The organism is Selenomonadales bacterium 4137-cl (assembly GCA_032334055.1).
GTDB lineage: Bacteria > Bacillota > Negativicutes > Sporomusales > UBA7701 > Anaeroselena > Anaeroselena agilis.
In genome coordinates this window covers 2,177,420-2,203,829 of sequence record JAUOZS010000001.1, presented here as the reverse complement: position 1 = coordinate 2,203,829, position 26,410 = coordinate 2,177,420, and the positions used below count along the sequence as shown (strand labels likewise).

Below are 26,410 nucleotides of genomic sequence, written 5' to 3'. Positions count from 1 at the left end.
ATCGAACCCCCCCGAGGGGGGGCGGATAGCAGGAAACATCGCACAGGAAGGAGAATCTGCAATGTCAATAGTTAATATTGCCAATCAAGCCGATTTTGCCGAAAAGGTGTTGAAGTCCGCCCAGCCGGTGCTGGTCGATTTCTGGGCTCCGTGGTGCGGCCCGTGCAAGATGGTGGCGCCTGAGTTGGAGGCCGTTGCCGCCGACTACGACGGGAAAGCGGTCGTGGCCAAGGTCAACGTCGATGAGCAGCCAGAACTGGCCGGCCAATTCAAGGTTATGGGCATCCCGACCATGGTAGTTTTTAAAAACGGCGCGGAGGTCAACCGCATCGTCGGGTTCCGTCCCCGCCGCGATATCGCGGCGGCCATCGACGGAGCCGTGTAACACTTGACAGGCAGGAAAGGCGGGGTACCCCCGCCTTTTTATTTTCGGCTGGCTAAAAAGTCCAGAGCTTAGAAAGAAGGTGTGCCGATGTCGGGACCGCTGGTCCTCGTAGCCGACGACGATGCCCAGATAAGGGAGCTGCTGAAGCTGTACTTTGACAAGGAAGGTTTCGCGGTGGCCGAAGCGGCCGACGGCGCGGAGACGATCGTCAAGGTGCAGCAGCTGTCGCCCAGCCTGGTTATTCTCGATATCATGATGCCGGTGCTCGACGGCCTGGAAGCCTGCCGCCAGATCCGCAAGTTCTCCCGCGTGCCGATTATTATGCTCACCGCCAGCGCCGCCGACGACGACCGGATACTCGGCCTCGAGACGGGGGCCGACGATTATATCGGCAAGCCCTTCAATCCCCGCGAGGTGGTGGCGAGAGTGAAGGCCGTGCTGCGCCGTTCGCCCGGGCCGGAGGCGGCTGCGGGCGATATTCTGCGGTTCCCCCACCTGGAGATCAACCGCGGCGAATACACCGTAACCGTCTATGGCCGCACCGAACCTCTGACCGCGAAGGAGATGGAGTTGCTGTGGCATCTGGCCGCCCACCCGGGGCGCGTTTTTTCCCGCGAGCAGCTATTGGAGTCTGTGTGGGGCTATACTTATTGCGGGGATACCCGCACCGTCGACACCCATATCAAGCGTATCCGCCAGAAGATCGGCGCCCAGGACAGCACTCCCTGGGATGTCAAGACGGTGTGGGGAGTCGGCTACAAGTTTGAGGTGAAAGTGTGAGAAACTCGCTCCAGCGCAGGCTGCTGTACAGTTACATAATGGTGGTGGTGCTGGTGCTGGCCTGCGTATCGGCCGGCATTTCCCTCCTGCTGCGCGAGTATTTTCTCGCCAGCAAGGAGAAGGAGCTGGTCGACAAGGGCCTCGAGTTCGGTCGCCTGGTAGAGAGCTATAACGAGGGCCGCATCGACCAGGCCCAGTTCGTTAAGCTGATCGACAGCGTCGACGCCTTCCTGGACGCCCGCGTGTGGGTGATCGACGCTTCGCGGCGGGTTGTCGCCATTTCCACGCCGCCTGCCAGCGGCATGGGCCGCGGTATGGGCCTGGGACAGGGCGGCCTCGGCATGGGCCGCGGCCACATGGGCCAGGGTGGTCATGGCATGGGCCAGGGCAATGTGTTGGCCCGGACGCTGGCCGATCGTCTGGAGCCGGTATTCGGCGGCCAGGTACTGACGAGGAATTTTTATCACCCTATATACGGGGAGAATATGCTGATCGTAGGCGTGCCGCTTTTTAAGGCGGACGGGACGGTGAACGGCGCGGTCGTCCTCAATTCCCCGGTCCGCGGCGTCGACGAGTTTCTCCGGCGCATCTACCTTTACATCGGCGGCCTAGGGTTGGCCGCGCTGCTGCTGACGTTTTTCCTTGTCCGCCGGCTGGCCAGCGGCATCACCCGCCCGCTCCGCGACATGCAGGAGGCGGCGGCTACGATGGCCCGCGGCGATTATGCCATCCGGGTAAAGGCGGACGACGGCGACGAGGTCGGGGAGCTTGGCCGGTCGCTCAATGCGCTGGCCCAGGAGCTTGGCCGATTCGTGGCCGGCACGGCCAGGATGGAGAAGCTGCGCCGTGATTTCGTCGCCAATATCTCTCACGAGCTCAGGACGCCGTTGACCGTCATCCGCGGCTATACTGAGGCCCTGCTGGACGGCACTGTCCAAGAGCCGCAGGAAGCCGAGAAGTACCACCACGTGATGCGGGACGAGACGGTTCGGCTGGAGGGGCTGATCAACGAGTTGCTCGATCTCAGCCGCCTGCAGGCCGAGGGCGCCGTCTTGGCGATGGAGAAGATCCCGCTGGCGGCTATCGCTGACAGTGTCGTATCGCTGCTTATGCCCCGGGCCGAGCAGGCCGGGGTGGCCCTGACGCTGGAAACGGACGGCGAGACCGGGGTAAACGGCAATGGCGACCGGCTCACCCAGTTGCTGCTCATCCTGCTTGACAACGCGCTGAAATTCACTCCGCCCGGAGGGAGGGTGACGGCCAGCATCGTGCGCGCAGGCGACGAGGTGCGGCTGCAGGTGGTCGATACCGGCAGCGGCATCGCCCGTGAAGATCTGCCGTTCATCTGGGAGCGGTTCTACAAGGGGGACAAGTCCCATGGCCGGACGGGGGCCGGCACCGGCCTCGGGCTGGCGATCGCCCGTGAGATCGTCGCCCGTCACGGCGCCCGCGCCGAGGTGGCTAGCGAGCTTGGAAGGGGCAGTACTTTTACCGTTTTCTTTCCCGCCGCCTGAAAGGCGAAGGGAACACTTGGGAGGTTATCTTAATGCGCACTTTACGTCGCTTGGCGGCTATCCTGCTTATCCTGACCCTGGCGCTGCCGGTCTCCGCCGCGGCCGCGGCGTCCCGGCCGGGCGTGGTCCGGATCGACATCCTGGCGGTCAACGATTTTCACGGCGCCCTCTCCGCCGCCGGCAAAAACCCCGGCGCGGCTGCACTGGCCGCCTATCTGAAGGCGGAACGGGACAAGAACCCGGCCGGTACGCTCATCCTCAGCGCCGGCGACATGTTCCAGGGAACACCGGATTCCAACCTGCTGCTCGGCAAGACGGTGGTGGAATTTATGAACGCGGCTGGTTTCGATGCGATGACCATCGGCAACCACGAGTTCGACTGGGGACTGGACGTGCTCAGGCAACGCATGGCGCAGGCCGCCTTCCCGGTGGTGTCCGCCAATATTGTCGACAGAAGCACCGGTCGGCGGGCCGGTTTGGTTCCACCGTACGTCATCCTGGAACGGGCCGGAGTCAAAATCGCCGTCGTCGGCTTTACCACCCCCGACACGGCGGTGACGACCAATCCCCGAATCGTGAAGAACTATCTTTTTGCCGACCCGGCAACGACGGTGAAAGCGCTCGTCCCTGAGCTGAAGGCGCGCGGCGCGGACATCGTCGTCGCTCTCGGGCACCTGGCCAGTTATCCGGGCGAACAGCCCGGCGGCGAGGCGGCCGACCTGGCCGCGGCGGCGGGCGGCGACTTGGCGGCCGTTATCAGCGGCCACTCTCATCTCAGGGTGGCCGGCAAGGTAGCCGGCGTGCCGGTCGTACAGGCCTGCTACAACGGTAGGGCGGTGGCCGCGGTCCGTATAGCCTATAGCGCTGCGGGCCGGGAAGTGCTCGGGACGGCGGTTGAAGTGAAGGATATTCCGCCCGGCTTAGCTCCCGACAAGCGGGTGGCGGCGATCGTCGCCGCGACGCAAAGCGAGGTCGCGCCGGTGAAAGGAATTGTGCTCGGAGAAGCCGCAACCGCCCTGCCTCACGACCGCTACCGGCTTTCGCCGCTGGGTCAGTGGGCGACAGATGCGTTGCGGCAGGCCGCCGGGGCGGATATCGCCTTCTTCAATGGCGGCGGGTTGCGCGCCGGGCTGGCGGCGGGTCCCGTAACCCTCGGCGATCTGTACGCGGCGATGCCCTTCGACGGCTGTCTCGAAGTGGCCGAAATGACCGGCGCCCAGGTGTTGGCCGCCCTTGAGTACGGGATCGCCAATCCCAGGTTCGGGGCGCTCCAGTTCTCCGGACTCGAGGTAGAGTACCGCGCCGCGGCGCCCGCCGGCCAGCGGGTGGCGGCGACTCTGGCCGACGGCCGGGCGCTGGAAGCCGATAAGACCTATCGGGTGGCTGTGAATGATTTCCTTGCCGCCGGCGGCGACGGCTACGAAATGATCAAGGCGGCCGCGCACCAGACCAATACTTTCCTGCAGCTGCGCGACGTATTGGCCGCAGCGGTGCGGAAGGCGGGCATAATCCGCTTCCTGGGCGACACCAGGCTGAAAGAGCTGAGCCGGAGTGCGGCGCCCTTTATCGCGGCATAAGAAAATATTCATTGTCTAAACTCGTCCCGTTTGCGATAATGTAACTGTACAATCCTGATAAGCCTGGAAGGGTTTATCACAACGGTGAATACCGGAGAGGAGGCTCATTATGTTCAACATCGGCATGACCGAACTGATACTGGTGCTGGTTATCGTCCTCGTCGTCTTCGGACCCTCGAAGCTGCCGGAGGTCGGCAAGGCGATCGGCAAGAGCATCCGCGGCTTCAAAGAGGAAACGAACGGCATGAAGGAAGAAATCCACAAAGCCACCGCTTTGGAAGCCCCCCCGGCCAAGGATCAGGGCAAGACGTCCTGATCAGGCGTCTGTTATAAAAGCCCGGCAAGCACGGCCTGCCGCAGGGTCGGACAACATTCCGAGGCTGCTTTCGTGACCGGAAGCCGCCTTTTCTTATCTATTTCCTCGCGAGGAGGAATACTATGCCGGTCGCCGTCGACCGCCAACTGTGCCTTAATGACAACTATAAGCGCATCGAGTGTCGGCGCTGCGCCGCCGCCTGCCCGCACGGGTGCTTCACCGACGGCCTTTCTGTAGAGGCCGCCCGCTGCACCGATTGCGGGCTGTGTCTGGCAGCCTGTCCTGCCGATGCCGTTACAGGGGAAAGTTTTCCCCGCGCCCCGCTGGATAAAGTGTTGGACGATCCAGCCGCGCCGCTGGTGTTTGCCTGCCGGCGACGGCGGGAAGACAGCCCCTGGCCGTGCCTGGGCTTTGTCGACGGCCGGCTGCTGCTGGCGATGTTCGGCAGCGGCCGGGGGGGCGTACGCGAGGTCGCTGTGGACGACACCGCCTGCGCGGCCTGCCGGCCGGAGGTGGCGGCCCATCTGGAGGCAACCCTCGCCGAAGTCAACCGCCTGCTGCTGGAGGCCGGCAAGCCCGCCATCCTGCGGGGCGAGGCCGCCGCGCGCCAGGCGGTTAAGGAACGGCCCATCTCGCGTCGGGCGTTTTTCACCGCTCTGCTTGGGGCGACGGTCGACACCGTCCGCGAGGTGGTGGCCGCAGGGACGGCCGGCGGCGAACGCCTGCCGCGTCAGGACTGGTTCTTCCGTCACGCCGGCGCCTTCGCCGGCGAAACGCCGTCGCCCTTTTACGCCGCCGTGACCATCGGCGAAGCCTGTCTGGCCTGCGGCCTGTGCGTAAGGATCTGCCCCAACAAGGCCCTTACCGTCGAAGACCACGGCACCGCTCTCAATTTTTACCACCAGCCGGGGCGCTGCACGAATTGCGGCCTCTGTGCCGCCCATTGCCCGCAGGGCGCGCTGACGGTGGCCGCTCCCGGGCGCCCGGAACGGTACCACGTCGCCAGACGAGACCTGCCCCGCTGCGAGGGCTGCGGCCAGGTTTACCAGCCGGTCGGCAATCAGCCAGTCTGCATCGAATGCCTGCTGAAAAGCACCAGCCGAAGTATATTACCGCAAAACACGGAGGAAACACCCGAATGATAGGATGCACCAAACTCCTCTGCGGCACCGCCACCATCTCCGACATCGTCAAATACGGCCGCAGCTCCCGCGATTTGCCGCCCCACATGCTGCAGTTTTCGTCCGACGCCACCCCCATCGTTGTCTGGAATATGACCAACCGTTGCAACCTCAGCTGCCGCCATTGCTATATCGAGGCCGAAGACAGGGCTTACAAGGGCGAGCTTACCACCGCCGAAGCAAAGGTTTTCATCGACGATCTGGCGGCCATGAAGGTGCCGGTGCTGCTCTTTTCCGGCGGCGAGCCGCTCATCCGCGAAGACTTGTTCGAACTGGGCGCGTACGCCGTGGCCAAGGGCATCCGCCCCGTCATCTCGACCAACGGCACTCTCATCACTCCCGAGGCGGCCCGCCGGATCAAGGAGACCGGCTTCCAGTACGTCGGCATCAGCATTGACGGCAACGAAGAGGTGCACGATTATTTTCGCGGCCGCAAGGGCTGTTTCGCCGAAACGCTGCAGGGCATCAGGAATTCGCTGGCCGCCGGCAACAAGACCGGCGTGCGCTTCACCGTCAACAAGCTTAACCGCCATACATTGCCGGAGATTCTCGATCTGGTGGAGCGGGAGAAGATCGCCCGTTTTTGTATGTACCACCTCGTTTACGCCGGCCGCGGCAAAGGGATAGCCGACCTCGACACCACCGCCGAGGAAAAGCGGCAGACGATCGACCTGCTGATCGAGAAAACGCTCGATTTTCACCGCCGGGGGGTGGAGGTGGAGATCCTCACCACCGACAATCACGCCGACGGCATCTATATTCTCCAGCATATCGAACGCACCCAGCCGGAAAGGGTGGAGGAGATAAAAAAGCTGCTCGCCATGCACGGCGGCTGCTCGGCCGGCGAGAAGATGGCCAACGTCGACCCGCGCGGCGATGTGCATGCCTGCCAGTTTTGGGGCCACGTCACCCTCGGCAATGTCCGCGAAAAACCGTTCAGCGAGATATGGCGGAAAAACCGCGACGAGTTCCTGCTCAAGCTTCGCGACAAGGCCGACCATCTCGAGGGCCGCTGCGGCGAGTGCCGTTATAAGAGCCTGTGCGGCGGCTGCCGCATCCGGGCCGAGGCAGCCACCGGCAACCTGTGGGGTGAGGACCCGGCCTGCTATTTGGCTGACTGGAAGGAGTAAGCCCGCGATGATAATTTCCTGGAATACGACCCGGGCCTGCAACCTCAGTTGCGTGCACTGCTACCGCGACGCCGGCGCCGCCGAAACCGGCGAACTGACGACGGCCGAGGGCAAGAAGCTGCTTGACGAGATTGCCCGCGCCGGTTTCAAGATCATGGTTTTCAGCGGCGGCGAGCCGCTTATGCGGCCCGACATCCGCGAGCTTATCGCCCACGCCAGGAAACTGGGCCTCAGGCCGGTGCTCGGCACCAACGGCATCCTGATAACCCCGGAAACGGCCGCCGGTCTCAAGGAAGCGGGTGCGGCCTGCGCCGGCATAAGCCTCGACAGCCGCGACCGCGAGAAGCATGACTGGTTCCGCGGGTACGAAGGGGCGTGGGAGGAGACGATGAAAGGCATCGCCGCCTGCCGCGAAGCCGGCCTGCCGTTTCAGCTCCATACCACTGTCATGAACTGGAACGAGGACGAGGTGACGGCGATAACCGACCTGGCGGTGGAGCTGGGGGCGGTGGCCCATCATATTTTTTTCCTCGTGCCCACCGGCCGGGGGAAGGATATCGAGGATACCACCCTCAAAACACAGCAGTACGAAGCCCTCCTGGAGAAGATCCTCGCCAAGCAGGCCGAGGTGCCCATCGAATTGAAGCCCACCTGCGCGCCGCAGTTCATGCGCATCGCCAGGCAGAAGGGCATCCCGATGAGGTTCACCAAGGGCTGCCTTGCCGGCACCTCCTACTGCGTTATCCTCCCTAACGGCGACGTGCATCCTTGCCCCTATCTGCCGCTAAAAGCCGGCAACGTGCGCGAGGCGCCCTTCGACGCCATCTGGCGGGACAGCGCCCTCTTCCACGAGCTGCGCCACCAGCCCCTCAAAGGCGGCTGCGCCCGGTGCGGCTACGGCGATATCTGCGGCGGCTGCCGCGCCAGGGCTTATTATTATTCCGACGGCGATTACCTGGCTGAGGAGCCTTGGTGTGCCTGCGGCCGGTAGCCGCCTGATGACAGGACCCAACCCTGTCATTAATTTTTACTTATATCCCCCCTCCCCCAGGGGATAAACAACACCTATATCACTATAACTTATTGCCGCGTTGAAGCCAGGCCATTTCTTTGGTACGATTGATATGAGAATGAAAATTCCTGCTTTTTTCTCTTTGGCGCCGTTCTGGCGGGGGGCGCCTTGCGGGAATACCGACAAGAGAAACCTTATTTTAGGGGAGGGGTGTATATGGAAAATAACGATTCAATGTGGGCGTTATTCCAGAAACGGGGCGTGAGCCGGCGGTCTTTCCTGAAGACGTGCGCGGTTGTCACCGGTATGCTCGGCCTGGCGCCGTCCATGCTGCCCGAGGTGGTGGCCGCAGCCGAGAAGAAGACGCTGCCGCCTGTTATTTGGTTGCACGGCCACGAATGCACGGGCTGCGACGAGTCCTTCATCCGGTCCCAGTCGCCGCTGGCGTCCGATGTTGTCCTCAACATGATTTCCCTCGAGTACAGCGATACCCTGTCGGCAGCTGCCGGCGAAGCGTTCGAGCATCACCTCAAGGATGTGATGAAGAAGTACGCTGGGCAGTACATCCTGGCCGTCGAAGGCGGCGTGCCGCTCGCGGACAATGGCATTCACTGCATGGCGGGCGGACGCACTTTCCTGACGGCGCTAAAGGAAGCGGCCGCCGGAGCCGCGGCGATCATCGAGTACGGCTCGTGCGCCGCGTGGGGCGGCGTTCAGGCCGCCAAGCCCAACCCGACGAAATCGGTCGCGGTGAGCGACGTCATCACCGGCAAACCGATCGTCAAGGTGCCGGGCTGTCCGCCCATCCCCGAGGTAATGACCGCCGTCGTTATGCATTTCGCACTCTTCGGCCAGCTTCCGCCCCTCGACGCGCAGGGCCGGCCCAAGCAGTTCTACGGAAACCGTATCCACGATACCTGCTACCGCCGTCCGTTCTTCGACTCGGGAATGTTCGTCGAAAAGTTCGACGACGCCGGGGCCAAGGCCGGCTGGTGTCTGTACAAGGTGGGCTGCCGGGGTCCGGTGGCTTACAACTCCTGCGGCAACATGCGCTGGTGGAACGGCCTGTCTTATCCCATCCAGTCGGGAGCGCCTTGTTTCGGTTGCGCCAGCAATAATTTCTGGGACAACGGTCCGTTCTACGAGCGGCTGCCCAACATACCGGTGCCCGGCACGATCGCCGACGCCGATAAGGTGGGCATGGTAGCCGCCGGCGCGGCCGTGGTAGGGGTTGTCGCCCATGGAGCGCTGTCGGCCATGCAGAAGAGCAAGCAGGCCAAACAGCAAGATACTGACGTGAGGGGGCCTGAGGCATGAAGCGAATCGTAGTTGATCCTATTACCCGCATCGAAGGCCACCTGCGGGTCGAGCTGAAAATAGACGAAGCAACCGGCAAGGTGCAGGACGCCCTGTCGAGCGGCACCGCCTGGCGCGGCATAGAACTCATCCTCAAGGATCGCGATCCGCGCGACGCCTGGGCGTTCGTGCAGCGCATCTGCGGCGTCTGCACTACCGTGCACGCGCTGGCCTCGCTGCGTTCCGTCGAGGATGCCCTGGGTATCGAAATCCCCAAGAATGCCAACTATATGCGCAACATCATGAACGCCACCCAGACTGCCCAGGACCATCTGGTTCATTTCTATCACCTGCACGCCCTCGACTGGGTCAGCCCGGTTGAGGCCCTCAAGGCCGATCCGGCCGCCACCGCCGCGCTACAGAACGTGGTGCTCGAGAAGTATGCCCTGCCGCTCAGCGGGCCGATGGACTTTAATTTCGACGCCTATCCGAAGGACTTCCCCAAGGCGACGACTGCCTACTATAAGGCTGTCCAGGGCAAGGTCAAGCAGATCGTCGAAAGCGGCCAGCTCGGCATTTTCGCCGCCCATTGGTGGGACCACCCCGACTATCAGCTGCTGCCCCCGGAAGTCCACCTCATGGCGGTCGGCCACTACCTCAACATGCTCGACCGGCAGCGCGAACTGGTCGGTTCCCACGTCGTTTTCGGCGGCAAGAACCCCCACCCGCACTACATCGTAGGCGGCATGCCCTGTTCGATTTCGATGAACGACATGAACGCCCCGGTCAACAGCGAGCGGCTGGCCGTCGTCGACCAATCGATCATGCTGGCTATCAACCTCGTGAACTATTTCTATCTGCCCGACCTCCTGGCGATCGGCCACATGTATGTCCAGAAAGGCTACGTGGACGGCGGCGGCCTGGCGAAGGAGCGGGTGCTGGGTTACGGCGACTTCCCCGACGAGCCCTACACCGGCATCGCCAACGGCGATTATCACAAGAAGCTGCTCTTCCGCTGCAACGGCGTTGTCGAGAACTTCGGCAAAGGCCTGGAGGCTGCGGTTTACCATGAACTGGCCGGCAAGGATTACGCCGATCCGGCGATCCTCGCCGAGGGTGTCGAACACTCCTGGTACACCTACCCGCAGGCCGGCAAGGACCTCCATCCCTGGGACGGCGTCACCGCCCAGAACTTTACCGGCCCCAAGGAAGGCAGCAAGACGGAGTGGAAGTACCTCGACGAGTCCGGCAAGTATTCGTGGCTCAAGACCCCGAAATGGAAAGGCAAGATGGCTGAGGTCGGCCCGCTGGCCCGCTATATCGTCATCTACACCAAGGTCAAGAAGGGCGTCATCAAGCCGACCTGGGCGGAGAAGATGGCCGTCGACCAGATCGATGCCGTTTCCAAGGTTCTCGGCCTGCCGCCGGAAGTGTGGATGCCCACCATGGTCGGCCGCACCGCTATCCGCGGGTTGGAGGCCCAGCTCAACGCCTACATCAACAAATACTACTTCGATAAACTGGTCAAGAACATCCGCTCCGGCGACACCGCCGTGGCCAACACCGTCAAATGGGAACCGTCCAGTTGGGCCAAGACCGCCAAAGGTGTCGGCCTGCACGAGGCGCCCCGCGGCGCGCTCGGGCACTGGGTCGTCATCAAGGACGGCAAGATCGACAACTACCAGGCCATCGTCCCCAGCACCTGGAACGCCTGTCCTCGCGACAGCAAGGCCGGCTACGGGGCCTACGAGGCCAGCATGATCGACACCAAGGTCAAGGTGGCCGACAAACCGCTCGAGATCCTCAAGACCATCCACTCCTTCGACCCCTGCCTTGCCTGCGCCACCCACCTCTACGATGCTGAAGGCAAGGAAGTGGGCGTCGTTCATACCGATCCCTATTTTAAGGGTTAGGGGGGATGAAGCATGAGTGAGGGTCCTGTGAAGGAATACTACATCTACAGTCCGTGGCTGCGGATATTCCACTGGCTGATGGCCATTTCGGTGGGCGTCCTGTTCGCAACCGGCCTGTATATCGGCAATCCGTTCTTCATCGGCACCCAGGGTGTCGAGCCCACCTTCGCCGTCCAAAAACTGCTGTCGATGGAGACCATCCGCTACATCCATTTCTTTGCCGCTTTTGTCCTGACGGCGGCCTTTATCCTGCGGATCTACGGTTTCGCCGTCAACCGCGGCGACCGCCTGCTGCCGAGGTTCTGGACCGCGCTTTACTGGCAGGGGATCGTGGAAATGCTGAAGCATTACCTTTTCCTGTCGGCGGAGCATCGGCCTTTCCTGCGCAACTCGCTGGCACGCAGCGCCTATCTGGGCGTGTATGTCCTGCTTGTCATCGAGGCGCTGACCGGCTTCGCGATGTATGTCATGGTGAACCCCAACAGCTTGGGGGCGAAGCTTTTCGGCCCCGTCAACGGCTTCCTCGGGGGCGAGTACACCGTTCATATCGTTCACCACTATGTGGCCTGGCTGCTCGCTATCTTCGTCATCGTCCACGTTTACCTGGTCGTCCGCGCCGATTTCATGGAGCGGGAAGGCGAAGCTTCGAGCATGTTGTCCGGCGTGAAATTTTACGCCCACAAACCCGCAGATATAGGAGATATAGCCGATGACAGCGATAAACAAGCAAATTACGGTACTCGGCATCGGCAATATACTGCTCAAGGATGAGGGGTTCGGCGTCAGAGTAGTGGAAGAGCTGCTCGGCCGTTACCGTTTCCCCGCCGCCGTCCAGGTGCTTGACGGCGGAACGCTCGGCATGGATCTCCTGCGTTTTCTCACCGGGACCAAGCGGCTCGTCGTCGTCGATGCCATCGACGGCGGCGGGCCGCCAGGCACGTTCTACCGTTTCGCCGGCGACGAGGTCAAGGCGTATTTCCGGGAGAAAGTATCGCTCCACGAGCTCGGCATCAAGGATGTGCTGGCGGTGCTTGAAGCTACCGGCCGGGCGATTGAGGAAGTGGTCGTGCTCGGCGTCCAGCCGGAGTCGCTGGACCTCGGTCTCGAACTGACTCCTGTCGCCGCCGCCGTGCTGCCGGATACCGTTGCCGCGGTGCTGGCCGAGCTGGACCGCTGGCAGGTGGAGGTGACCGCGATTGACGGCTGATAGCGGAGTTTCCGAAAAAGCGAAAGCAGTGCTTGCCGAAATCGCCGCCGCGCTCGAACGCTACATCGCGGGCGGCGAGGGCTGGACAATTTACATCAACAAGATGGGGCTCGCCCAGGAGGAACGGCAGGCAATCCGGGACTGCCTCGGGCAGGGCGGGATACGCATCAACCTCGAAAAAAGCGACGAGCCGGCCGAGTGGCTGGAGAGCGGTGTCGCCGGCGTCTGGTACGGGGTGTTTTACGATCAGTCACGGCGCCCGTTGCTTGAAACGATCGAGGTGGGCCGTTTTCCGGCCATCGCCGCCGCCCAGCCGGAAGACATGACCGGTGGCCTGGATGCGCTCAGGCAGCAACTGGTTGAGTTATAACGGAGGGATTGAAAAAATGAATCTCACCGTCAGCGCCAAAGCCCGCGATTACATCATCGCCCGGGGCGGCGAAGCCCATCTGATTCCCCATGAAGGTCTAAGCCTTTGCTGAGCGCGGGTTAACTTATGCCCGTCCGTGGGACTGGGTCCGCCGCGCCAAAAACCGGAAAGGTACGAAAGATGGGATATCGACGGCGTCGGAGTTTATGTTCCGAAGGGGTTTGAGCCGCTCAATCTTTTGACACTGGAACTTAAACGCCCGTTGGGCATCAAGACCCTCGAACTCGAGGGCTGGAAATTGATATGAACCGGGAGAAGCTTCTCCCGGTTTTTCCTTTTTTTCGGCATATTTAAACAGCCGGTTGCCCATACTAGGGGCGTATTTTCTCGAGGAGGTGATAAAAAGTGACATTGCCTGGAGTCAAATGCAAAGTCCAGTCCTGTAAGTACTGGAAACAGGGAGAGCAGTGCGACGCATCCGCCATCGAGGTCAACGTCGACGGCGGCGGTATGAGCGCCCGCCAGAGCGAGCAAACTAACTGCCATACCTTCATGCCGAAGTAGCGGGACGGCGGCCGGCTGACGGCAGGCGCCGCCGGGAGACAAGGCGGCCTGGAAAAAGAACCTGGAGCATCGGGTTCTTTTTCTTCTGTCGCGTTCTTTCATCGGCCTAGGAAGGAAATAGGCCCCGGGGAGCGAACTAGATAATAATCTGCCAGGAGGGGGGAAACACATGCTGCGCGGCGTACGCGGGGCTACGACAGTCGAAGCCAACTGCCGGGAGGATATTTTTCGGCGCACGACCGAGCTTGTTCAGGCGATGGCCGCCGAAAACTGCATCGCCAGCGAAGATATCGGTGCCGTCATCTTCAGTTCTACCCCCGACCTCGATGCGGCATTTCCCGCCGCCGCCGCCCGCGAGATGGGCTGGGCGGAAGTGCCGCTGTTCGGCACCCAGGAGATCGCCAGCGCGGACGGCGTGGCCCGCTGCATCCGCGTCCTCATCCTGTGGAACACCGACAAGGGTCAGGGGGAGATCAGGCATATATACCTGCACGGCGCCGCCGTCCTCCGCAAGGATATTGCCGGGAACTGACAGGCCCCGCACAACAGGAAAAGGCTGCCGGACCATTACAGGCCAGGCAGCCTTTTTGTATTAACTCAATACTTCTTGATAATGTTATAAACAGAATCCCGTTCGACGGGCGTATGCCCTGTCTGGCGGATGGTGGCGATCAGCGTTTCCTTGTCGAGGTGCTGGGCGGTCCGCGCTCCGGCGGCGTGGGTTATCTTCTCCTCCGTCACCGTCCCGTCGATGTCGTCGGCGCCGAAACCGAGCGCCAGTTGGGCTACCGGCAGGGTGAGCATTATCCAGTATGCTTTGACATGGCGGAAGTTGTCCAGCAGTAGCCGGGAGACAGCCACCATTTTGAGGTCCTCCCACGCCGAAACTCTTTTCACTTCGTTCGCGAGGCCGGTGTTGTGGGGATGGAAGGGGAGGGCGAGGAAGGTCTGGAAGCCGCCGGTTTCGTCTTGAAGGTCCCTTAGAGTCAGGAGGTGGTCGATCCGCTCCTCGGCCGTTTCGATGTGGCCGTAGAGCATCGTGGCGTTGGTGGGGATGCCGAGGTTGTGGGCGGTGCGGGCAATTTCGAGCCATTCGGCGGCGCTTGCCTTGTGGGGGCAAAGGTCCTGGCGCACGCGCTCGCTGAAGATCTCCGCCCCGCCGCCGGGCATCGAGTCGAGGCCGGCCTCTTTGAGGGTTTGCAGCACCGCGGCGACGCTCTGGCCGGAGATCTGGGCGAAGTGGCAGATCTCCACGGCGGTGAACGCCTTGAGGTGCAAATGGGGTAGGGCCGCCTTCAGGGAACGGATGATGTCCACATAGTAGTCGAACGGCCAGTCGGGATGGAGGCCGCTGACGATATGGAGTTCGCGCAGATCGGGATCGCGGGCCGAACGGCTGGCGATGTCGATGACATTTTCCTTGCTGAGGAAGTAGGCCTGGGAGCTTTTGGCATCGCAGCCGAAAGCGCAGAAGCGGCATTTCGCCAGGCAGATGTTCGTCAGGTTGATGTGGCGGTTGACGTTGAAGTATACGTATTTGCCGCTCAGGCGCTGCTTGACGGTGTCGGCCAGGTGCCCGAGCCACGCAAGATCATTGCAGCCGAGTAGGGCAAGGCCGTCCTCGCGTGTCAGCCGTTCGCCGCGAGCTACCCTGGCGGCAATGTGTTGGTAGGTTGTCTGCAAAATAAGGCCACCCCTTTCGCGGAAGTATTCGCCGGCCGGCCGCCGTTTTCCTGTCGCCGTTGGCGTTGCCGCGCAGCTTGATTAAGTTCCCGTTCCTCCCGGAATGCGGAGTTGCGTTTTCTATATTGCGGGGAAGCGGTCTCGTCGCAGACGGAGGCTTGACCTGCGGGGCCGCAAATGTAATAATTAAGAAATGGAGGGATGAAGATGAAACTCGTTTCCATCGTCGTGCCAGTTTTCAACGAACAGGAAAACATCGACATATTCTATAAAGAAGTGTGCAAACATATGGAACCGCTGCCGTACCGCTTCGAGCTCATCTTCGTCGACGACGGCTCGCGGGACGCCACGCCGGCCATCCTCCACCGCCTCTCCGGGGAAGACCCGCGGGTGCGGGCGCTCATCCTCGCCCGCAATTACGGCCTCCAGGGGGCTTTGTCCTGCGGGCTGGATCACGCGCAAGGGGATGCGGTGGTAAGCATGGACGGCGATATGCAGCACCCCCCGGAGATGGTACCCCAACTGATTGCCAAGTGGGAGGAAGGCTTCGACGTCGTCCAGACCATCCGCCTCACTACCGAGGGTGTCTCCTGGTTTAAGAATTTCACTTCCAGCACTTTCTACAAGCTGATGAACGCCATGTCCAAGGTTCGTGTCCAGGAAGGGGGCTCCGATTTCCGCCTGCTGGACAAGCGGGTGGTGGAGAGTTTCCGCCTGTTCCGGGAAAAAGCCCGCTTTATCCGCGGTATGATCAGCGACATCGGTTTCTGCCAGACGCAGATCTCGTTTGTCGCTCCGCCCCGCTACGCCGGCGTGTCGAAGTTTTCGCTCCGCAAGATGTTGACCTTCGCCCTTGACGGCATTACCGCCTATTCCAAACTTCCCCTCCGCTTCGCTTTTTACACGGGGGTGATTTTTGGGGCGATCAGCGTCGGGCTGACCGTACACGTCCTTTACATCAAACTTTTCACCGCCGAGGCCGTGCCCGGCTGGGCGACGATCTCGGCCAGCATCCTGCTTCTCGGCGGCCTGCAGCTCGTTTTTATGGGTATTATCGGCGAGTATGTAGGGCGGATATTCGAGGAGGTCAAGCGGCGGCCGCTATACCTGGTCCGCGAGAAGCTCAACTGGCCGCGCGAAGGCGGCGGGGACGACCGCCCGTAGCGGCCCGCGTAGCGAAAGAAAGCGAGCCCGGCGATCCCTATCGGGAAACCGCCGGGCTTTTGATATTCCGTGGCGCTTACCTGCCGATGAATTCCTGCACCACATACACCTGGCCCCTGGTGTTGCGGGCCACGCCGATGCCGACCTCGGTAAAGTTAGGGCTGAGGATGTTGGCGCGGTGGCCGGAGCTGTTCATGAACGCGACCTCGGCGGCGGCGATGCCCGAATTGACGGCGAGGTTTTCGCCGGCATACTTGTAGCTGATGCCTGCCTGCTGCATGCGGTCGAACGGCGACTGGCCTTCGGGGTTGTAGTGGGAAAAGAAGCCGCGGGCGATCATATCTTGGGCGTAGTTTCTCGCCAACTGGGTCAGTTGGGTGTTGGCTTTGAGCGCCGGGAGACCGTTCGCGGCCCGGTCCTGGTTCAGCAGCGCGAGAGCCTGCTGTTCCTCGCTGGCCGTGCTGGTGCCGCCGCTCGGGTTTGAGCCCGAGCCTGAGCCGACATCCGTACCGGTGCCTTTGCTCGGCGCCACTCCGCTGTCGGAAGAGCCGCCACCGGCGAGAGCGGCGATCAGGCCTACGGCGACGACCGCCGCCAGAATGCTGTTATCCGAGGCCCCGTCCCGGACCGCAGCCCCGTCGGCCGCCGCGGCCGGGAGGGCGAAAGCGCCGCCGAACGATGTCGTGAGCAGGGTGACTGTTAGCAAAAGGGGAACGAGTTTGTTTTTCAGTATTTGTTTTATCATTGCGTACCTGCCATTTCTTTTGATTTTATGTCAACTTGACTCGTAATAGTATTCGCGTTTTTTCGCCTGCCTCCTGTCCGCGTAAGCGAGGAAGGTTATGGGATGGCTGCCGCGCCGCCAGCCGCGCCGGGCCGCGGGCTGTAGCCAATAATTGCTGTGGGGTCGTCACCATGCAAAGAGGAAGGGCTGCGGTTCGCAGCCCTTCCTCTTTGCCGTTGCGGGATAATGCCCGGGGATTAACGCCCCGATTATTTCCACGGTAGCGCGACAACGAAAGTCGTGCCCTTGCCGGGAGCGCTTTTTACCGCGATCGTACCTCCGTGGCTTTCGACGATCCATCTGGCGATCGCCAGCCCGAGGCCCGCTCCGCTGTCGTTACGGGACCTGTCTGCCTGGAAGAAGCGGTCGAAGATTTTGTCGTGGTATTCGGGGGCGATTCCTTCGCCGTTGTCGGCGACGGTCAGCACCGTTTTCGGGCCGGCGCGGTCCAGCTCCACCTTGATTTCGCCGCCGGGAGGCGTATGCCGGATGGCGTTGTCGAGCAGGATGCCGACGACCTGTTTGATGCGCGCTTCGTCCCCGTATCCGCTGATAGACCTGGCGGCCGCGTATTCGAGGGTGATTCCTTTGGCTGCGGCCAGGGGCTCGAACGGCGTCACAGCCCTTACCAGCGCCGTGCCCAGGGGAAAAGGGCGGATGTCGAGCGGTTGCTGGTTGGAATCAGCCCGGGCGAGAAAGAGGAGCGAGTCAACCAGTTTGGCCATGTGGACGGTTTCTTCGCGGATATTTGTCAGCCACTTGTTCTGGCTGGCCACTGTCTCGCCGCCATTGTCCAACACGATGTCGAGGTTGGTCTGGATGACGGCGAGCGGGGTACGGAGCTCGTGGGAGGCGTCGGACAGAAAATCGCTCTGCTGCCTCCAGGCCGTCCGGATTGGCACCATCGCCCGCCTGGCCATGAAATGACTGGCGGCGAAGGACAGCAGCGCGCAGATGGCGCCGACGACCGTCAGGGCCGTCAGCAGCAATCGCAGCAGTCCCAAGTCGTGCTCCATGTCGTGGAAGATAATGAGCGTGCCAGACTCACTCGCCAGCGGCGACTTGTAATAGGTATAGCGGTTCTGTTCTAGCGACACCGTTCCCTTGGAGTTCTCGCCGGCGAGAGCCGCGGCGGCAAGGGCGGCCAGATGGTCGCCTTCGAGCGTCTGCCCGGAAGACTGAAAGGTGATCGCACCCGCCGGCGAGGTTTTGACGAAAAAGAAATTATGCGCCGGAGGAGGGGGGCCGGGCGGAAAGGACGGCGGCGCTGCAGGCGACGGCCTTTTTCTGGGCCCTTTGAACTGCGGCAGGTCGGTAATGATGCCGGCCTTTATATCGGCCTCAAGCCTGGCGGCGACCGCGTCCGTCCGCCGGTTCATGTCGTGCTGGAAGAAGAAATAAGCGCCGACGATGAGGATGAAAAACAGCAGCAGGATGACCGCCACGTTGACGAGGGTGAGGCGGCGGTGCAATTTGTTGATCAGGCTGTTACCCATGAAAATAGTAGCCTACCCCTCGTACCGTCTTGATGTTGGGTATCCTGAGCTTTTTACGCAGGTAGTAGATGTAAAGGTCGACGCTGGCGATGTCGGTTTCGACGTTGTAGCCCCAGACTTTTTCCATGATCCGCTGCTTGGGGACAACCTGGCCGTGGTTGCGCATGAGCAGCTCGAGCAGCAGCGATTCCTTGACGGTCAGGCGAATGGTTTCCTCGCCTTTGGTGGCTTCACCCAGCAGCGGCTTGAGCGTCAGACCGTCGACAGAAATGGCGTCCCCCACCAGATCCTTGCCTTTTCTTCTCGTCAGGGCGCGCAGCCTGGCCAGCAGCTCTTCGGTGAAGAAGGGCTTGACCAGATAGTCGTCGGCGCCGGTATCCAGGCCTTCCACCCGCTCTGTGGGAGCGTCTCTCGCGGTCAGGATGAGGACGGGGGTCTGAAAACCAAGACCGCGGAATTCCTTCAGGAAGGCCATGCCGTCCATGCTCGGCAGCATACGGTCAAGAATAACTATGTCGTATACGGCCGCTTACGGCCAGCTCCAGGCCGGTCTCCCCGTCCAGGGCGGTATCGACCGCGTATCCTTGCGTTTTTAGGACATGGCTGAGGGCATCGACCAGTTTCCGGTTGTCTTCAACCAACAACAGCTTCATATAGTTCCCCTTGCAAAGCGGTAGTTCCGCGCCGTTTCCGGTAAATCGTTTCATAAACTATTTTAGAAGATTATTCTTTGAATTGCATTTAAATATTTGAAATTGTTATCAAAGAATGTCCGATTACAGCACATTGAGCGAATGGGCAACGATTAGGAGTATACCGGCAAACTCAGGCATCGATTTTGCTGATAGGGTTTAAAAGACTGATTATTTTGGAGACTGAAAGAGGATTTTCCCTGTTTCTGTAGAATAAAATCACAAAATGAAGCGCCGAATCCGTATCAGGTAGGGGAGAACCACTAGATATAGAGGGGTGAATCTGCAAAGAGCAGTAGGGCATCTTTTCCTCTGGCCCGAACCCGTCAGCTAATCCCCAAGGCGTATCGCCTCGTACGTAAGGCTGGCTGTCAGCCGACCCCCGAGGCGAAGGACCAGCGCGAGATGTTCCCGGTTTCTGACCGGGGAAATCCAAGATGGTGTTGAGAGGAGAAAGAATGCGGATATTCCGGCGATGCCTTGTTTTATGTTGCTTGTTTTTATCCGTGACCACAGTCGCTTTTGCCGCCGCTACCTTTGAGGAGGGCGACTGGGGACCGGATGTCGCTCAGATCCAGACCACGCTAGGCACCCTTGGCTATGACGCCGGACCTGCCGACGGCGAATTCGGCTCGGCGACGAAGGCGGCCGTGAAGGCGTTTCAGAAAGACCGCGGCCTTGACGCGGACGGCGTCGTCGGTCCCGCTACCTACCGGGCGATGATGGGCCGCGATATACCCGTAAGCCGCGACGGCGCGTCGGCAGCGACGAGAAAGATTATCCAGGCCGCACTCCGTTATCTCGGGGTGCCGTATGTGTTTGGCGGCAACACGCCCGACGGGTTCGACTGCTCGGGTTTTACCCGCTATGTTTTCGCCCGCGGCGGCTTTGGCCTTCCCCGCATGGCGGATGAGCAGTACGCTCTGGGCCGCTCGGTGTCCAAGGCTCAGCTAAGGCCGGGCGATCTGGTGTTTTTCACCACTTACACGGACGGCGCCTCCCATGTAGGCATTTACCTCGGTGAGGGCAAGTTCATCAGCGCCACTTCCAGCCGCGGGGTTGCGATCGACCGGATGGCGGACAGCTACTGGGGGCCCCGCTATATCGGCGCACGCAGAGTTTAGTCGTCGTTGGGAGGCTTTCGCCTCCCGTTTATTTTTGCGAGCTGGGTTTTGCTGGGTGCATTGGCATTTAACGGCTGTTTACCGGTTAAGGTTGTGGAATAACAGTGATCGCGGCTGGCGGACGGCCGGCCAGGGCTTGGGCCCGCAGCGTCGGCGCGCAAGCGGCGTCGGAGGATTTATGTTCCGCTTTTACTGGGAAAAATTCGTCGTTCCGTTCTGGCTGCTGACGGCAATCGCTGTGGCCTGTTTCGTCATTGCCTCGGCAGCAGGACTGGCGGCCCCTGTCATAATCAAGTTTCTCATCGACGATGCCCTTGAGAACACCGACTTTACGCATCTCAACCTCATCGTCGGCAGCATCGTCGTCCTCTATCTGATCAGGGCGGTCTTCTATTTTCTTTACGGCTACAACATGGCCAAAGCCGGCAGTACCATGATCGCCCGCATGCGCGCTGCCATGTTTGCGCGCCTGCATTCGCTCGACTACAGTTATTTCGTAAACACCTCCACAGGCAACATCGTCTCATATTTCACCAACGACCTGCTGCTCATCCAGCAGGCCGTAACTGTCGGCGTACCCGATCTGGTCGTCGAATCGCTCAACCTGTTGGCCATCATCGTCATCATGGTTTACTTCAATTGGGAGTTGGCCCTGGTGACCTTCATCACTCTGCCGTTCATCGTCGTTGCCATCAGCCACTTTAACCGCAAGATCGCTGAACTCGGCGGCCTGCTGGAACATACGATGGCGAAGATGACCAGCCTGCTGCACCAGGCGATATTGTCGACGATGATAGTCCAGAGCTATGTGCGCGAGGATTACGAGTACGGAAAATTCCGCCATCAGATCCATGAAGCCGCGCAGGACTACTTCCATGTCCAGCGCCTCAACGCACTGCTGATCCCCCTGGTCGAGTTCCTCGCCGCCATCGGCCTCACCATCATCATCTGGTTCGGCGGCCGGGAGGTTATCAACGGCGACCTGACCATCGGCGGCATGTTCGCCTTTCTCGTCTATATCATCAACGTGCCGGCGCCGGTGCGGAAAATCACCCAGGCGTTCTCCAGCATGAAGATGGGGGCGGTTGCCTGGGAGCGCATCCGCGACCTCGACCGCCAGCCCCACACCGTCGTCGACGGACGCCTCGACCTGGACAAGTCCTCCGGACGGGTGGAGTTCAGGGACGTATCTTTCCGCTATTCTTCCGGCGTCGATGTACTCAAGAATATCAGCCTGACAGCCGAGCCCGGCGACGTTATCGCCGTCGTCGGCCCGAGCGGCGCCGGTAAATCCTCGTTCGCCAACCTGCTCTTGCGTTTTTACGACCCCGACGCCGGGGCCATCTACCTCGACGGCGTCGACATCCGCAGCCTCAAAATCAACGCCCTGCGCCACCAGATAGGGTTCATCCAGCAAAATCCCGTCCTGTTCAACGCCAGCATCCTCGAAAATATCCGCTACGGCCGGCCGACGGCGACTTACAGCCAGGTGGAACATGCCGCCCGCCTGACCAACGCCCACGATTTCATCAAGGAGCTGCCGCGCGGCTACGATACACCGGTAGGGGAGCAGGGCGCCAACCTGTCCGGCGGCCAGCGTCAGCGGATCGCGCTGGCGAGGGCCATCATCCTCGAGCCGGCGATCCTGCTGCTCGACGAGCCGACCGCCGCCCTCGACGGCCATGCCGAAAAACAGGTTATGGCCGCTATCCGCAACGTCAGCCAGGGTCGCACGACCTTCATCATCACCCATAACTTGTCCACCCTGCTGGCGTCCGATAAGGTTGTCTACCTGTCGGGCGGCCAGATCGCCGAGCGTGGCACCCACGCCGAGCTTATCGCCCGGGGCGGCGTTTACGCCCGGGCGGTCGACAGGGGCGAGCTGGGAATCAAAGGCTGACTCCGGTGGCATAATTATACGGACTGGCAGAAGCTTCCGGGTTAAAGAGCCTTCGGATGTCGCGCAGTCCACGTTTTTGAGGAGATACAAAGTGTACGATATCAGGCTCACCGACGTCTCATTCTCATACGGTGACAACCCCGTCCTCCGCGGTTTATCAATGGCGGTCGCCGCCGGCGAGTTTCTGGCCGTCGTCGGACCGAACGGGGCGGGCAAGAGCACGATGCTTAAACTGGTGGCCGGCCTCCTCCGGCCGGACTGCGGCGAGGTGACGGTCGCCGGCCGGACGGTCGATGAGGCCCGCGCCGCTGGCGACATCGGTTATGTTCCCCAGAATTTCGCCCGCAACATCGCCGATTTTCCGGCCACTGTCGCCGAAATCGTCTCCCTCGGCCTGGTATCCGGCCGAAAAAAGAAGCTGTCCCGTGAAGCGGCCCGCCATATCGTCGATCACATGCTGGCGATGGTGGACCTGAAAGATATGCGGAACCGGCGGGTCGACGAGCTTTCCGGCGGCCAGCAGCAGCGGGTCATGGTCGCCAGGGCGCTGGCCGGCAATCCAAGCCTGCTGCTGCTCGACGAACCCACCAGCGGCGTCGATTACGACACGAGCACGAAGATATACGGCCTCCTGGGCCAGCTCAACCAGAGCCTGGGGATAACCGTCGTCGCCGTGTCCCACGATATCGAAAAGGTCACGCGTTGGGCGGGCAGGGTGGCATGCATCAACAAAGGCCTGTGCTTTCTGGGCGACTGCGCAGAGTTCCGCCGCGTCCACGCCCAGGAACCGCACCTGTTGTATTATTCGAGTTGAGAGGATAGAAAGCCTCATGGACTTTTTAAGCTATGACTTCATGCAGCGGGCCATGGCCGCCGGGCTTATCACGGCAGTCGTCTGCCCGCTCATCGGCATGTTCGTGGTCGTCCGCCGCCAGGCCCTTATCGGTGACGGCCTGGGCCATATTGCCTTCGCCGGCGTGATGGGCGGTTATCTCCTTGGCGTCTATCCCACCGCCGCGGCTGCGGCCGTCACCATGCTCGGCGCTGGCGCCGTGGAATTCATCCGCCACCGCCACGCCCATCATGCCGACACCGCCCTCGCCATCATGTTCTATACCGGCATCGCCCTGGCCGTCATTTTCAGCAGCATGGCCCGCACCCCCGGAACCAACCTTCTCGGCGTACTGTTCGGCAGCATCCTCACCGTAACCGGCCAGGACCTTATCCTCATCGTTGCTTGCGGCCTGGTGGTGGCTGCGGCCGTCGGGGCCTTTTTCGACCGGCTCGCCCTCGTGGCGTTCGACGAAGAAACCGCCCATGTCGCGGGCATCAACACCTCGCTTGTCGGCATTCTCCTCAGCGTTCTGACCGCCCTCGTCGTCGTCGTCGGCATGAGGGTAGTGGGTATTTTGCTCGTCAGCGCTCTCATGGTCGTTCCGGTGGCGGCCGCCCATCTTCTGCGGCGCGGTTTCCGGGCGACGCTGGCCTGGGCGGTGGCTTTCTCCGTCTTCGCCGTGGCCGGCGGCCTTGCGCTGTCCTTTTACCTCGACATCGCCCCCGGCGGCACCATCGTCATAACCGCCGTTGCCGTCTATATTGCCGTTCTCCTGACTTCTGGCCGTAGCGTAGGGACCGGCGCGGTCCGGCGGTGTTCAGGCGCCGCCGTTTCGGCCGGGAACGAGCAGGGCGACAAGTGAGGCGAAAGCGCCCGCGAAAGGAAGGACGGCCAGCGAGGAAACGAGATTGAACAGGGTATGCATCGCCGCCACCCGGGCGGAAAAATCGTCGGCCACCAGGGAGGCGGCTTGCACGAACAGAGCGGTGAACGGCAGGAATACCAGCACTCCCGCCAGGTTCAGCAGGATATGGGCCATGGCGACGCGTTTGGCCGCCAGCGGCGCGGCCGCGCCCACGATCAGCGACGACAGGCACGAGCCGATGTTGTTGCCGTAAACGCCGTAAGCGGCGGCCGTCAGACCGATCGTCCCCTCGCCGGCTAGCGCCATCAGCAGGCCGGTGGCCGCGCTGCTCGACTGGAACAGGAACGTGAGCAGGACGCCGCCGCCGATGCCGGCGACCGGGTTGCATCCTGCGGCCGCCAGCCACCGGACGACGGTATCGGCCTCAGACAGCCCGGCCAGCGCTCCCGACAGCAGCTGCACGCCGGTCAGCATCGCTGCCATGCCCGACAGGGCCAGGGCCCCGGAGCGCAGGCGCCGGGACAGGACGGCCGCCAGCACGGATGCCGCCAAGAGCGGCACCAACGCCTGCCGGGGCGGGTCGAGCGCCAGGAGGCCGACGGTCGAACAGGTGCCGATGTTGGCTCCCAGCACCAGGCCGAGCCCCTGCCGAAAAGACAGGCACTCGGCGCTTACCAGCCCCACGGTCATGAGGGTGAGCGCGGTGCTGCTCTGCATCAGGGCCGCGCCGGCGGCCCCCGCCAGCAGACCGCGCCATGGCGTCATCGTCAGCCGGCCGAGCAGGCCGGCAAGGGCGGGGGAGAAGACGCGCCGCAGGCCGGCCCTCATCACCAGGAGGCCGCCTACCAGCAGACCGAGCCCGCCGGCGACGGATAAGAAAAAGTACATAGCTGCCCTCCGAAAAAGCCGTTCCCTACAAATTTATGACCGCCGGGGGCGGCTAAGACCCGCACCCTTCAGCGGCGGACCATTTTTTGCTATAATGGATAACAGAGTTTATCCGTAAACAAGGAGGCTTTCCGATGACGACCAACCGTAACGAACTGCTGCAGATCCTCCGCCAGCACGTCAAAAGCGAGGTGCTCCTCAAGCACTCCCTGGCGACCGAGATCGCCATGCGGGCCTACGCCGCCAAGTTCGGCCAGGATGCCGACTACTGGGGCGCGGTCGGCCTGCTCCACGATATCGACTTCGACAAGTTCCCCGACGAGCACCCCCATCACGCCCGCGAGATCCTCGCCGCCCACGGCTTCGACGACCAGTTCATCACCGATGTCGAGTCCCACGGCCGCGAGTGGGCGGGTGAGCGTACCCTGCTGCAAAAGACACTGCTGGCCCTCGACGAATTGACCGGCTTCATCATCGCCTGTGCCCTCGTCCGGCCCGACAAAAGCCTCGAAAACGTCGAGGTCAAGTCGGTGCTGAAGAAGATGAAAGACAAAGCCTTCGCCCGCGCCGTCAGCCGCGAGACGATCACCGAAGGCGCGGCCGCCATGGGCGTCGACTTCGCCGAGCACGTCGCCTTCGTCACCAAGGCCCTCGCAGAGGCCAACGGCAAGTGCGAACTGCCGCTGGTAGGATAAACGCTAAAAAACACGCAGCGTGTGCTGCGTGTTTTTGTTTTCAGGCAAATTACAGGATTTTTGCCGGAGACTGTAGAAACAAGGCGGGGAAGAAGGAGGCGGACGGCATGCTGCGCATTTTGCGCGATCGGCGAGGCTGGGTTTTCATCGACGCTCTGATTGGTATGGTTATCGTGGCCCTGGCCCTGACGGCCCTGGCGATGGCATACTATCAGTCAACGTTCGCGTCTGCCTCTGCGAACAACCGTCTGCGGGCCGTTTACATCGCTCAGGCGACACTCGAGGATTTGAAAAAATTTGACCGGCGGGATTTTGCTTCGAATCCCGTCGTAATTCCGGCCGCTCAACAGGTACAGATGCAAGGCAGTCCGGTTCAGTTCACCGTTCAGGTAACTCAAGTGGCGGTCGCGGCAATCGCCGGCCTTAGCCCGCGGCTGGTGCCCGTGCAAGTGGCGGTTACCTGGCAGGAACACAACGGTACCGCAGGGCAGGTGCAGATGACCGGCTACTACTACCAACTGGAGCAATGAATGCTATGGATAATAAGCGAGAGCGCGGGTTTACCCTGATAGAGCTGGTCATCGGCATAGCGATCATGGCTCTTGTCGGGGCGGCGGTGTTCGGCGTCCTGTCTTCTTCCTTGCGGGCCTATCAGTACGGTTCCAGCGACGAGCACAGCTTTAACCAGGTGCGCAGCACTCTGAGCGCCATCGCGACCGAACTCCGCTACGATGCGGAAGTAAATGCGCCGGCGGCGGGCGCCACCGATGAAAAAATCAGCTATACCAAGAACGGTGAGGCGCACTCCATAGAACTCGGCACCGCTTTGGAGGCAGGCAACGTGGTCATCGTCACGCCCGGGGACAGGATACTGTACGGCAACGGCCTCATCCAGGCCGCCACTTTCATCCGCGACGCCGCTGAGCCCAGGCGGATAACCGTTACGGTGACGGCGGCGCAGATCACCGGCGGCGTTACGGCCGCCATCACCCTGACTATGGTCGTCTGGACCGGATCGATCTGAAGCCGGCCGAATAAC

The 26,410-nt window shown here is 61.7% G+C and carries 29 protein-coding genes and 1 riboswitch; of the genes, 23 read left to right on the top strand and 6 right to left on the bottom strand.

Features of this window, described 5'->3' with window-relative positions; genetic code table 11:
• Window positions 1-61 precede the first annotated feature (61 nt).
• From trxA to aroH, 15 genes are all read left to right on the top strand, one after another.
• Window positions 62-385, top strand: a complete 324-nt coding sequence (gene trxA, locus Q4T40_11720) for a thioredoxin (GenBank protein ID MDT8901916.1) — start codon at window positions 62-64, stop codon at window positions 383-385.
• A gap of 87 nt (window positions 386-472) precedes the next feature.
• Window positions 473-1,165 (top strand): response regulator transcription factor, encoded by a 693-nt coding sequence (locus tag Q4T40_11715; protein ID MDT8901915.1) that lies wholly within the window; start codon window positions 473-475, stop codon window positions 1,163-1,165.
• On the top strand, window positions 1,162-2,679 hold the full coding sequence (locus Q4T40_11710) for an ATP-binding protein (protein ID MDT8901914.1): 1,518 nt from the start codon (window positions 1,162-1,164) through the stop codon (window positions 2,677-2,679). Before Q4T40_11715 ends, Q4T40_11710 begins: the two co-directional genes overlap by 4 nt.
• Before the next feature lie 32 nt (window positions 2,680-2,711).
• Entirely contained in the window at window positions 2,712-4,256 is a 1,545-nt protein-coding gene (locus Q4T40_11705) for a 5'-nucleotidase C-terminal domain-containing protein (GenBank protein ID MDT8901913.1), read from the top strand.
• 109 nt (window positions 4,257-4,365) lie between these two features.
• Window positions 4,366-4,572 carry a twin-arginine translocase TatA/TatE family subunit gene (tatA, locus tag Q4T40_11700; GenBank protein MDT8901912.1) on the top strand — a complete coding sequence of 69 codons (207 nt, stop codon included), beginning with the start codon at window positions 4,366-4,368 and terminating at the stop codon, window positions 4,570-4,572.
• 122 nt (window positions 4,573-4,694) lie between these two features.
• A complete protein-coding gene (locus Q4T40_11695; GenBank protein ID MDT8901911.1) occupies window positions 4,695-5,714 on the top strand; it encodes a 4Fe-4S dicluster domain-containing protein in 1,020 nt (339 codons plus the stop codon).
• Window positions 5,711-6,883, top strand: coding sequence for a radical SAM protein (locus Q4T40_11690; protein ID MDT8901910.1), 1,173 nt, complete (start codon window positions 5,711-5,713; stop codon window positions 6,881-6,883). Before Q4T40_11695 ends, Q4T40_11690 begins: the two co-directional genes overlap by 4 nt.
• Before the next feature lie 7 nt (window positions 6,884-6,890).
• Window positions 6,891-7,874, top strand: a complete 984-nt coding sequence (gene nirJ2 / locus Q4T40_11685) for a putative heme d1 biosynthesis radical SAM protein NirJ2 (GenBank protein ID MDT8901909.1) — start codon at window positions 6,891-6,893, stop codon at window positions 7,872-7,874.
• A gap of 237 nt (window positions 7,875-8,111) precedes the next feature.
• Entirely contained in the window at window positions 8,112-9,212 is a 1,101-nt protein-coding gene (locus Q4T40_11680) for a hydrogenase small subunit (protein ID MDT8901908.1), read from the top strand.
• Window positions 9,209-11,104, top strand: a complete 1,896-nt coding sequence (locus tag Q4T40_11675) for a nickel-dependent hydrogenase large subunit (GenBank protein MDT8901907.1) — start codon at window positions 9,209-9,211, stop codon at window positions 11,102-11,104. Before Q4T40_11680 ends, Q4T40_11675 begins: the two co-directional genes overlap by 4 nt.
• A 12-nt stretch (window positions 11,105-11,116) precedes the next feature.
• A complete protein-coding gene (gene cybH / locus Q4T40_11670; GenBank protein MDT8901906.1) occupies window positions 11,117-11,875 on the top strand; it encodes a Ni/Fe-hydrogenase, b-type cytochrome subunit in 759 nt (252 codons plus the stop codon).
• Complete coding sequence (locus Q4T40_11665) at window positions 11,814-12,311, top strand: HyaD/HybD family hydrogenase maturation endopeptidase (GenBank protein ID MDT8901905.1); 498 nt, start codon at window positions 11,814-11,816, stop codon at window positions 12,309-12,311. The genes cybH and Q4T40_11665 overlap by 62 nt, the downstream gene beginning before the upstream one ends.
• On the top strand, window positions 12,301-12,681 hold the full coding sequence (locus Q4T40_11660) for a hydrogenase expression/formation C-terminal domain-containing protein (protein ID MDT8901904.1): 381 nt from the start codon (window positions 12,301-12,303) through the stop codon (window positions 12,679-12,681). The genes Q4T40_11665 and Q4T40_11660 overlap by 11 nt, the downstream gene beginning before the upstream one ends.
• A 405-nt stretch (window positions 12,682-13,086) precedes the next feature.
• The gene (locus Q4T40_11655; GenBank protein MDT8901903.1) at window positions 13,087-13,245 is read left to right on the top strand and encodes a DUF1540 domain-containing protein; all 159 of its coding nucleotides are present in this window, start codon (window positions 13,087-13,089) and stop codon (window positions 13,243-13,245) included.
• A gap of 172 nt (window positions 13,246-13,417) precedes the next feature.
• A complete protein-coding gene (gene aroH / locus Q4T40_11650) occupies window positions 13,418-13,777 on the top strand; it encodes a chorismate mutase (protein MDT8901902.1) in 360 nt (119 codons plus the stop codon).
• A gap of 65 nt (window positions 13,778-13,842) precedes the next feature.
• On the opposite strand, the gene mqnE is transcribed toward aroH, so the two are convergent.
• Complete coding sequence (gene mqnE, locus Q4T40_11645; GenBank protein MDT8901901.1) at window positions 13,843-14,931, bottom strand: aminofutalosine synthase MqnE; 1,089 nt, start codon at window positions 14,929-14,931, stop codon at window positions 13,843-13,845.
• 204 nt (window positions 14,932-15,135) lie between these two features.
• Between mqnE and Q4T40_11640 the strand changes: the two genes are divergently transcribed.
• Window positions 15,136-16,092 (top strand): glycosyltransferase family 2 protein, encoded by a 957-nt coding sequence (locus Q4T40_11640; protein MDT8901900.1) that lies wholly within the window; start codon window positions 15,136-15,138, stop codon window positions 16,090-16,092.
• A 76-nt stretch (window positions 16,093-16,168) separates the two neighbouring features.
• On the opposite strand, the gene Q4T40_11635 is transcribed toward Q4T40_11640, so the two are convergent.
• From Q4T40_11635 to Q4T40_11620, 4 genes are all read right to left on the bottom strand, one after another.
• Window positions 16,169-16,837: a CAP domain-containing protein gene (locus Q4T40_11635; GenBank protein ID MDT8901899.1), complete on the bottom strand. Its 669-nt coding sequence runs from the start codon at window positions 16,835-16,837 to the stop codon at window positions 16,169-16,171.
• A 248-nt stretch (window positions 16,838-17,085) separates the two neighbouring features.
• Complete coding sequence (locus Q4T40_11630) at window positions 17,086-18,372, bottom strand: HAMP domain-containing sensor histidine kinase (GenBank protein MDT8901898.1); 1,287 nt, start codon at window positions 18,370-18,372, stop codon at window positions 17,086-17,088.
• Window positions 18,365-18,856 (bottom strand): response regulator transcription factor, encoded by a 492-nt coding sequence (locus Q4T40_11625; protein ID MDT8901897.1) that lies wholly within the window; start codon window positions 18,854-18,856, stop codon window positions 18,365-18,367. The genes Q4T40_11630 and Q4T40_11625 overlap by 8 nt, the downstream gene beginning before the upstream one ends.
• Window positions 18,857-18,872: 16 nt before the next feature.
• Window positions 18,873-19,025 (bottom strand): hypothetical protein, encoded by a 153-nt coding sequence (locus tag Q4T40_11620; GenBank protein MDT8901896.1) that lies wholly within the window; start codon window positions 19,023-19,025, stop codon window positions 18,873-18,875.
• A 261-nt stretch (window positions 19,026-19,286) separates the two neighbouring features.
• A riboswitch (cyclic di-AMP (ydaO/yuaA leader) is annotated at window positions 19,287-19,424 on the top strand.
• Window positions 19,425-19,522: 98 nt separating this feature from the next.
• On the opposite strand from Q4T40_11620, the gene Q4T40_11615 reads away from it, so the two are divergent.
• The 4 genes from Q4T40_11615 to Q4T40_11600 all read left to right on the top strand — a co-directional run bounded on the left by Q4T40_11615 (window position 19,523) and on the right by Q4T40_11600 (window position 23,785).
• Window positions 19,523-20,188, top strand: a complete 666-nt coding sequence (locus Q4T40_11615) for an NlpC/P60 family protein (protein MDT8901895.1) — start codon at window positions 19,523-19,525, stop codon at window positions 20,186-20,188.
• Between the two features lie 178 nt (window positions 20,189-20,366).
• Complete coding sequence (locus tag Q4T40_11610; GenBank protein ID MDT8901894.1) at window positions 20,367-22,088, top strand: ABC transporter ATP-binding protein; 1,722 nt, start codon at window positions 20,367-20,369, stop codon at window positions 22,086-22,088.
• A 91-nt stretch (window positions 22,089-22,179) separates the two neighbouring features.
• Window positions 22,180-22,902 (top strand): metal ABC transporter ATP-binding protein, encoded by a 723-nt coding sequence (locus tag Q4T40_11605; protein ID MDT8901893.1) that lies wholly within the window; start codon window positions 22,180-22,182, stop codon window positions 22,900-22,902.
• Between the two features lie 16 nt (window positions 22,903-22,918).
• Entirely contained in the window at window positions 22,919-23,785 is an 867-nt protein-coding gene (locus Q4T40_11600) for a metal ABC transporter permease (protein ID MDT8901892.1), read from the top strand.
• Here the strand turns inward: Q4T40_11600 and Q4T40_11595 are convergent.
• Complete coding sequence (locus Q4T40_11595; protein MDT8901891.1) at window positions 23,741-24,676, bottom strand: Na/Pi symporter; 936 nt, start codon at window positions 24,674-24,676, stop codon at window positions 23,741-23,743. The genes Q4T40_11600 and Q4T40_11595 overlap by 45 nt on opposite strands.
• 134 nt (window positions 24,677-24,810) lie before the next feature.
• Between Q4T40_11595 and Q4T40_11590 the strand changes: the two genes are divergently transcribed.
• From Q4T40_11590 to Q4T40_11580, 3 genes are all read left to right on the top strand, one after another.
• Entirely contained in the window at window positions 24,811-25,371 is a 561-nt protein-coding gene (locus Q4T40_11590) for an HD domain-containing protein (protein ID MDT8901890.1), read from the top strand.
• A 107-nt stretch (window positions 25,372-25,478) separates the two neighbouring features.
• The gene (locus Q4T40_11585) at window positions 25,479-25,901 is read left to right on the top strand and encodes a hypothetical protein (GenBank protein MDT8901889.1); all 423 of its coding nucleotides are present in this window, start codon (window positions 25,479-25,481) and stop codon (window positions 25,899-25,901) included.
• A 5-nt stretch (window positions 25,902-25,906) separates the two neighbouring features.
• Window positions 25,907-26,395 carry a prepilin-type N-terminal cleavage/methylation domain-containing protein gene (locus tag Q4T40_11580; GenBank protein ID MDT8901888.1) on the top strand — a complete coding sequence of 163 codons (489 nt, stop codon included), beginning with the start codon at window positions 25,907-25,909 and terminating at the stop codon, window positions 26,393-26,395.
• Window positions 26,396-26,410 lie beyond the last annotated feature (15 nt).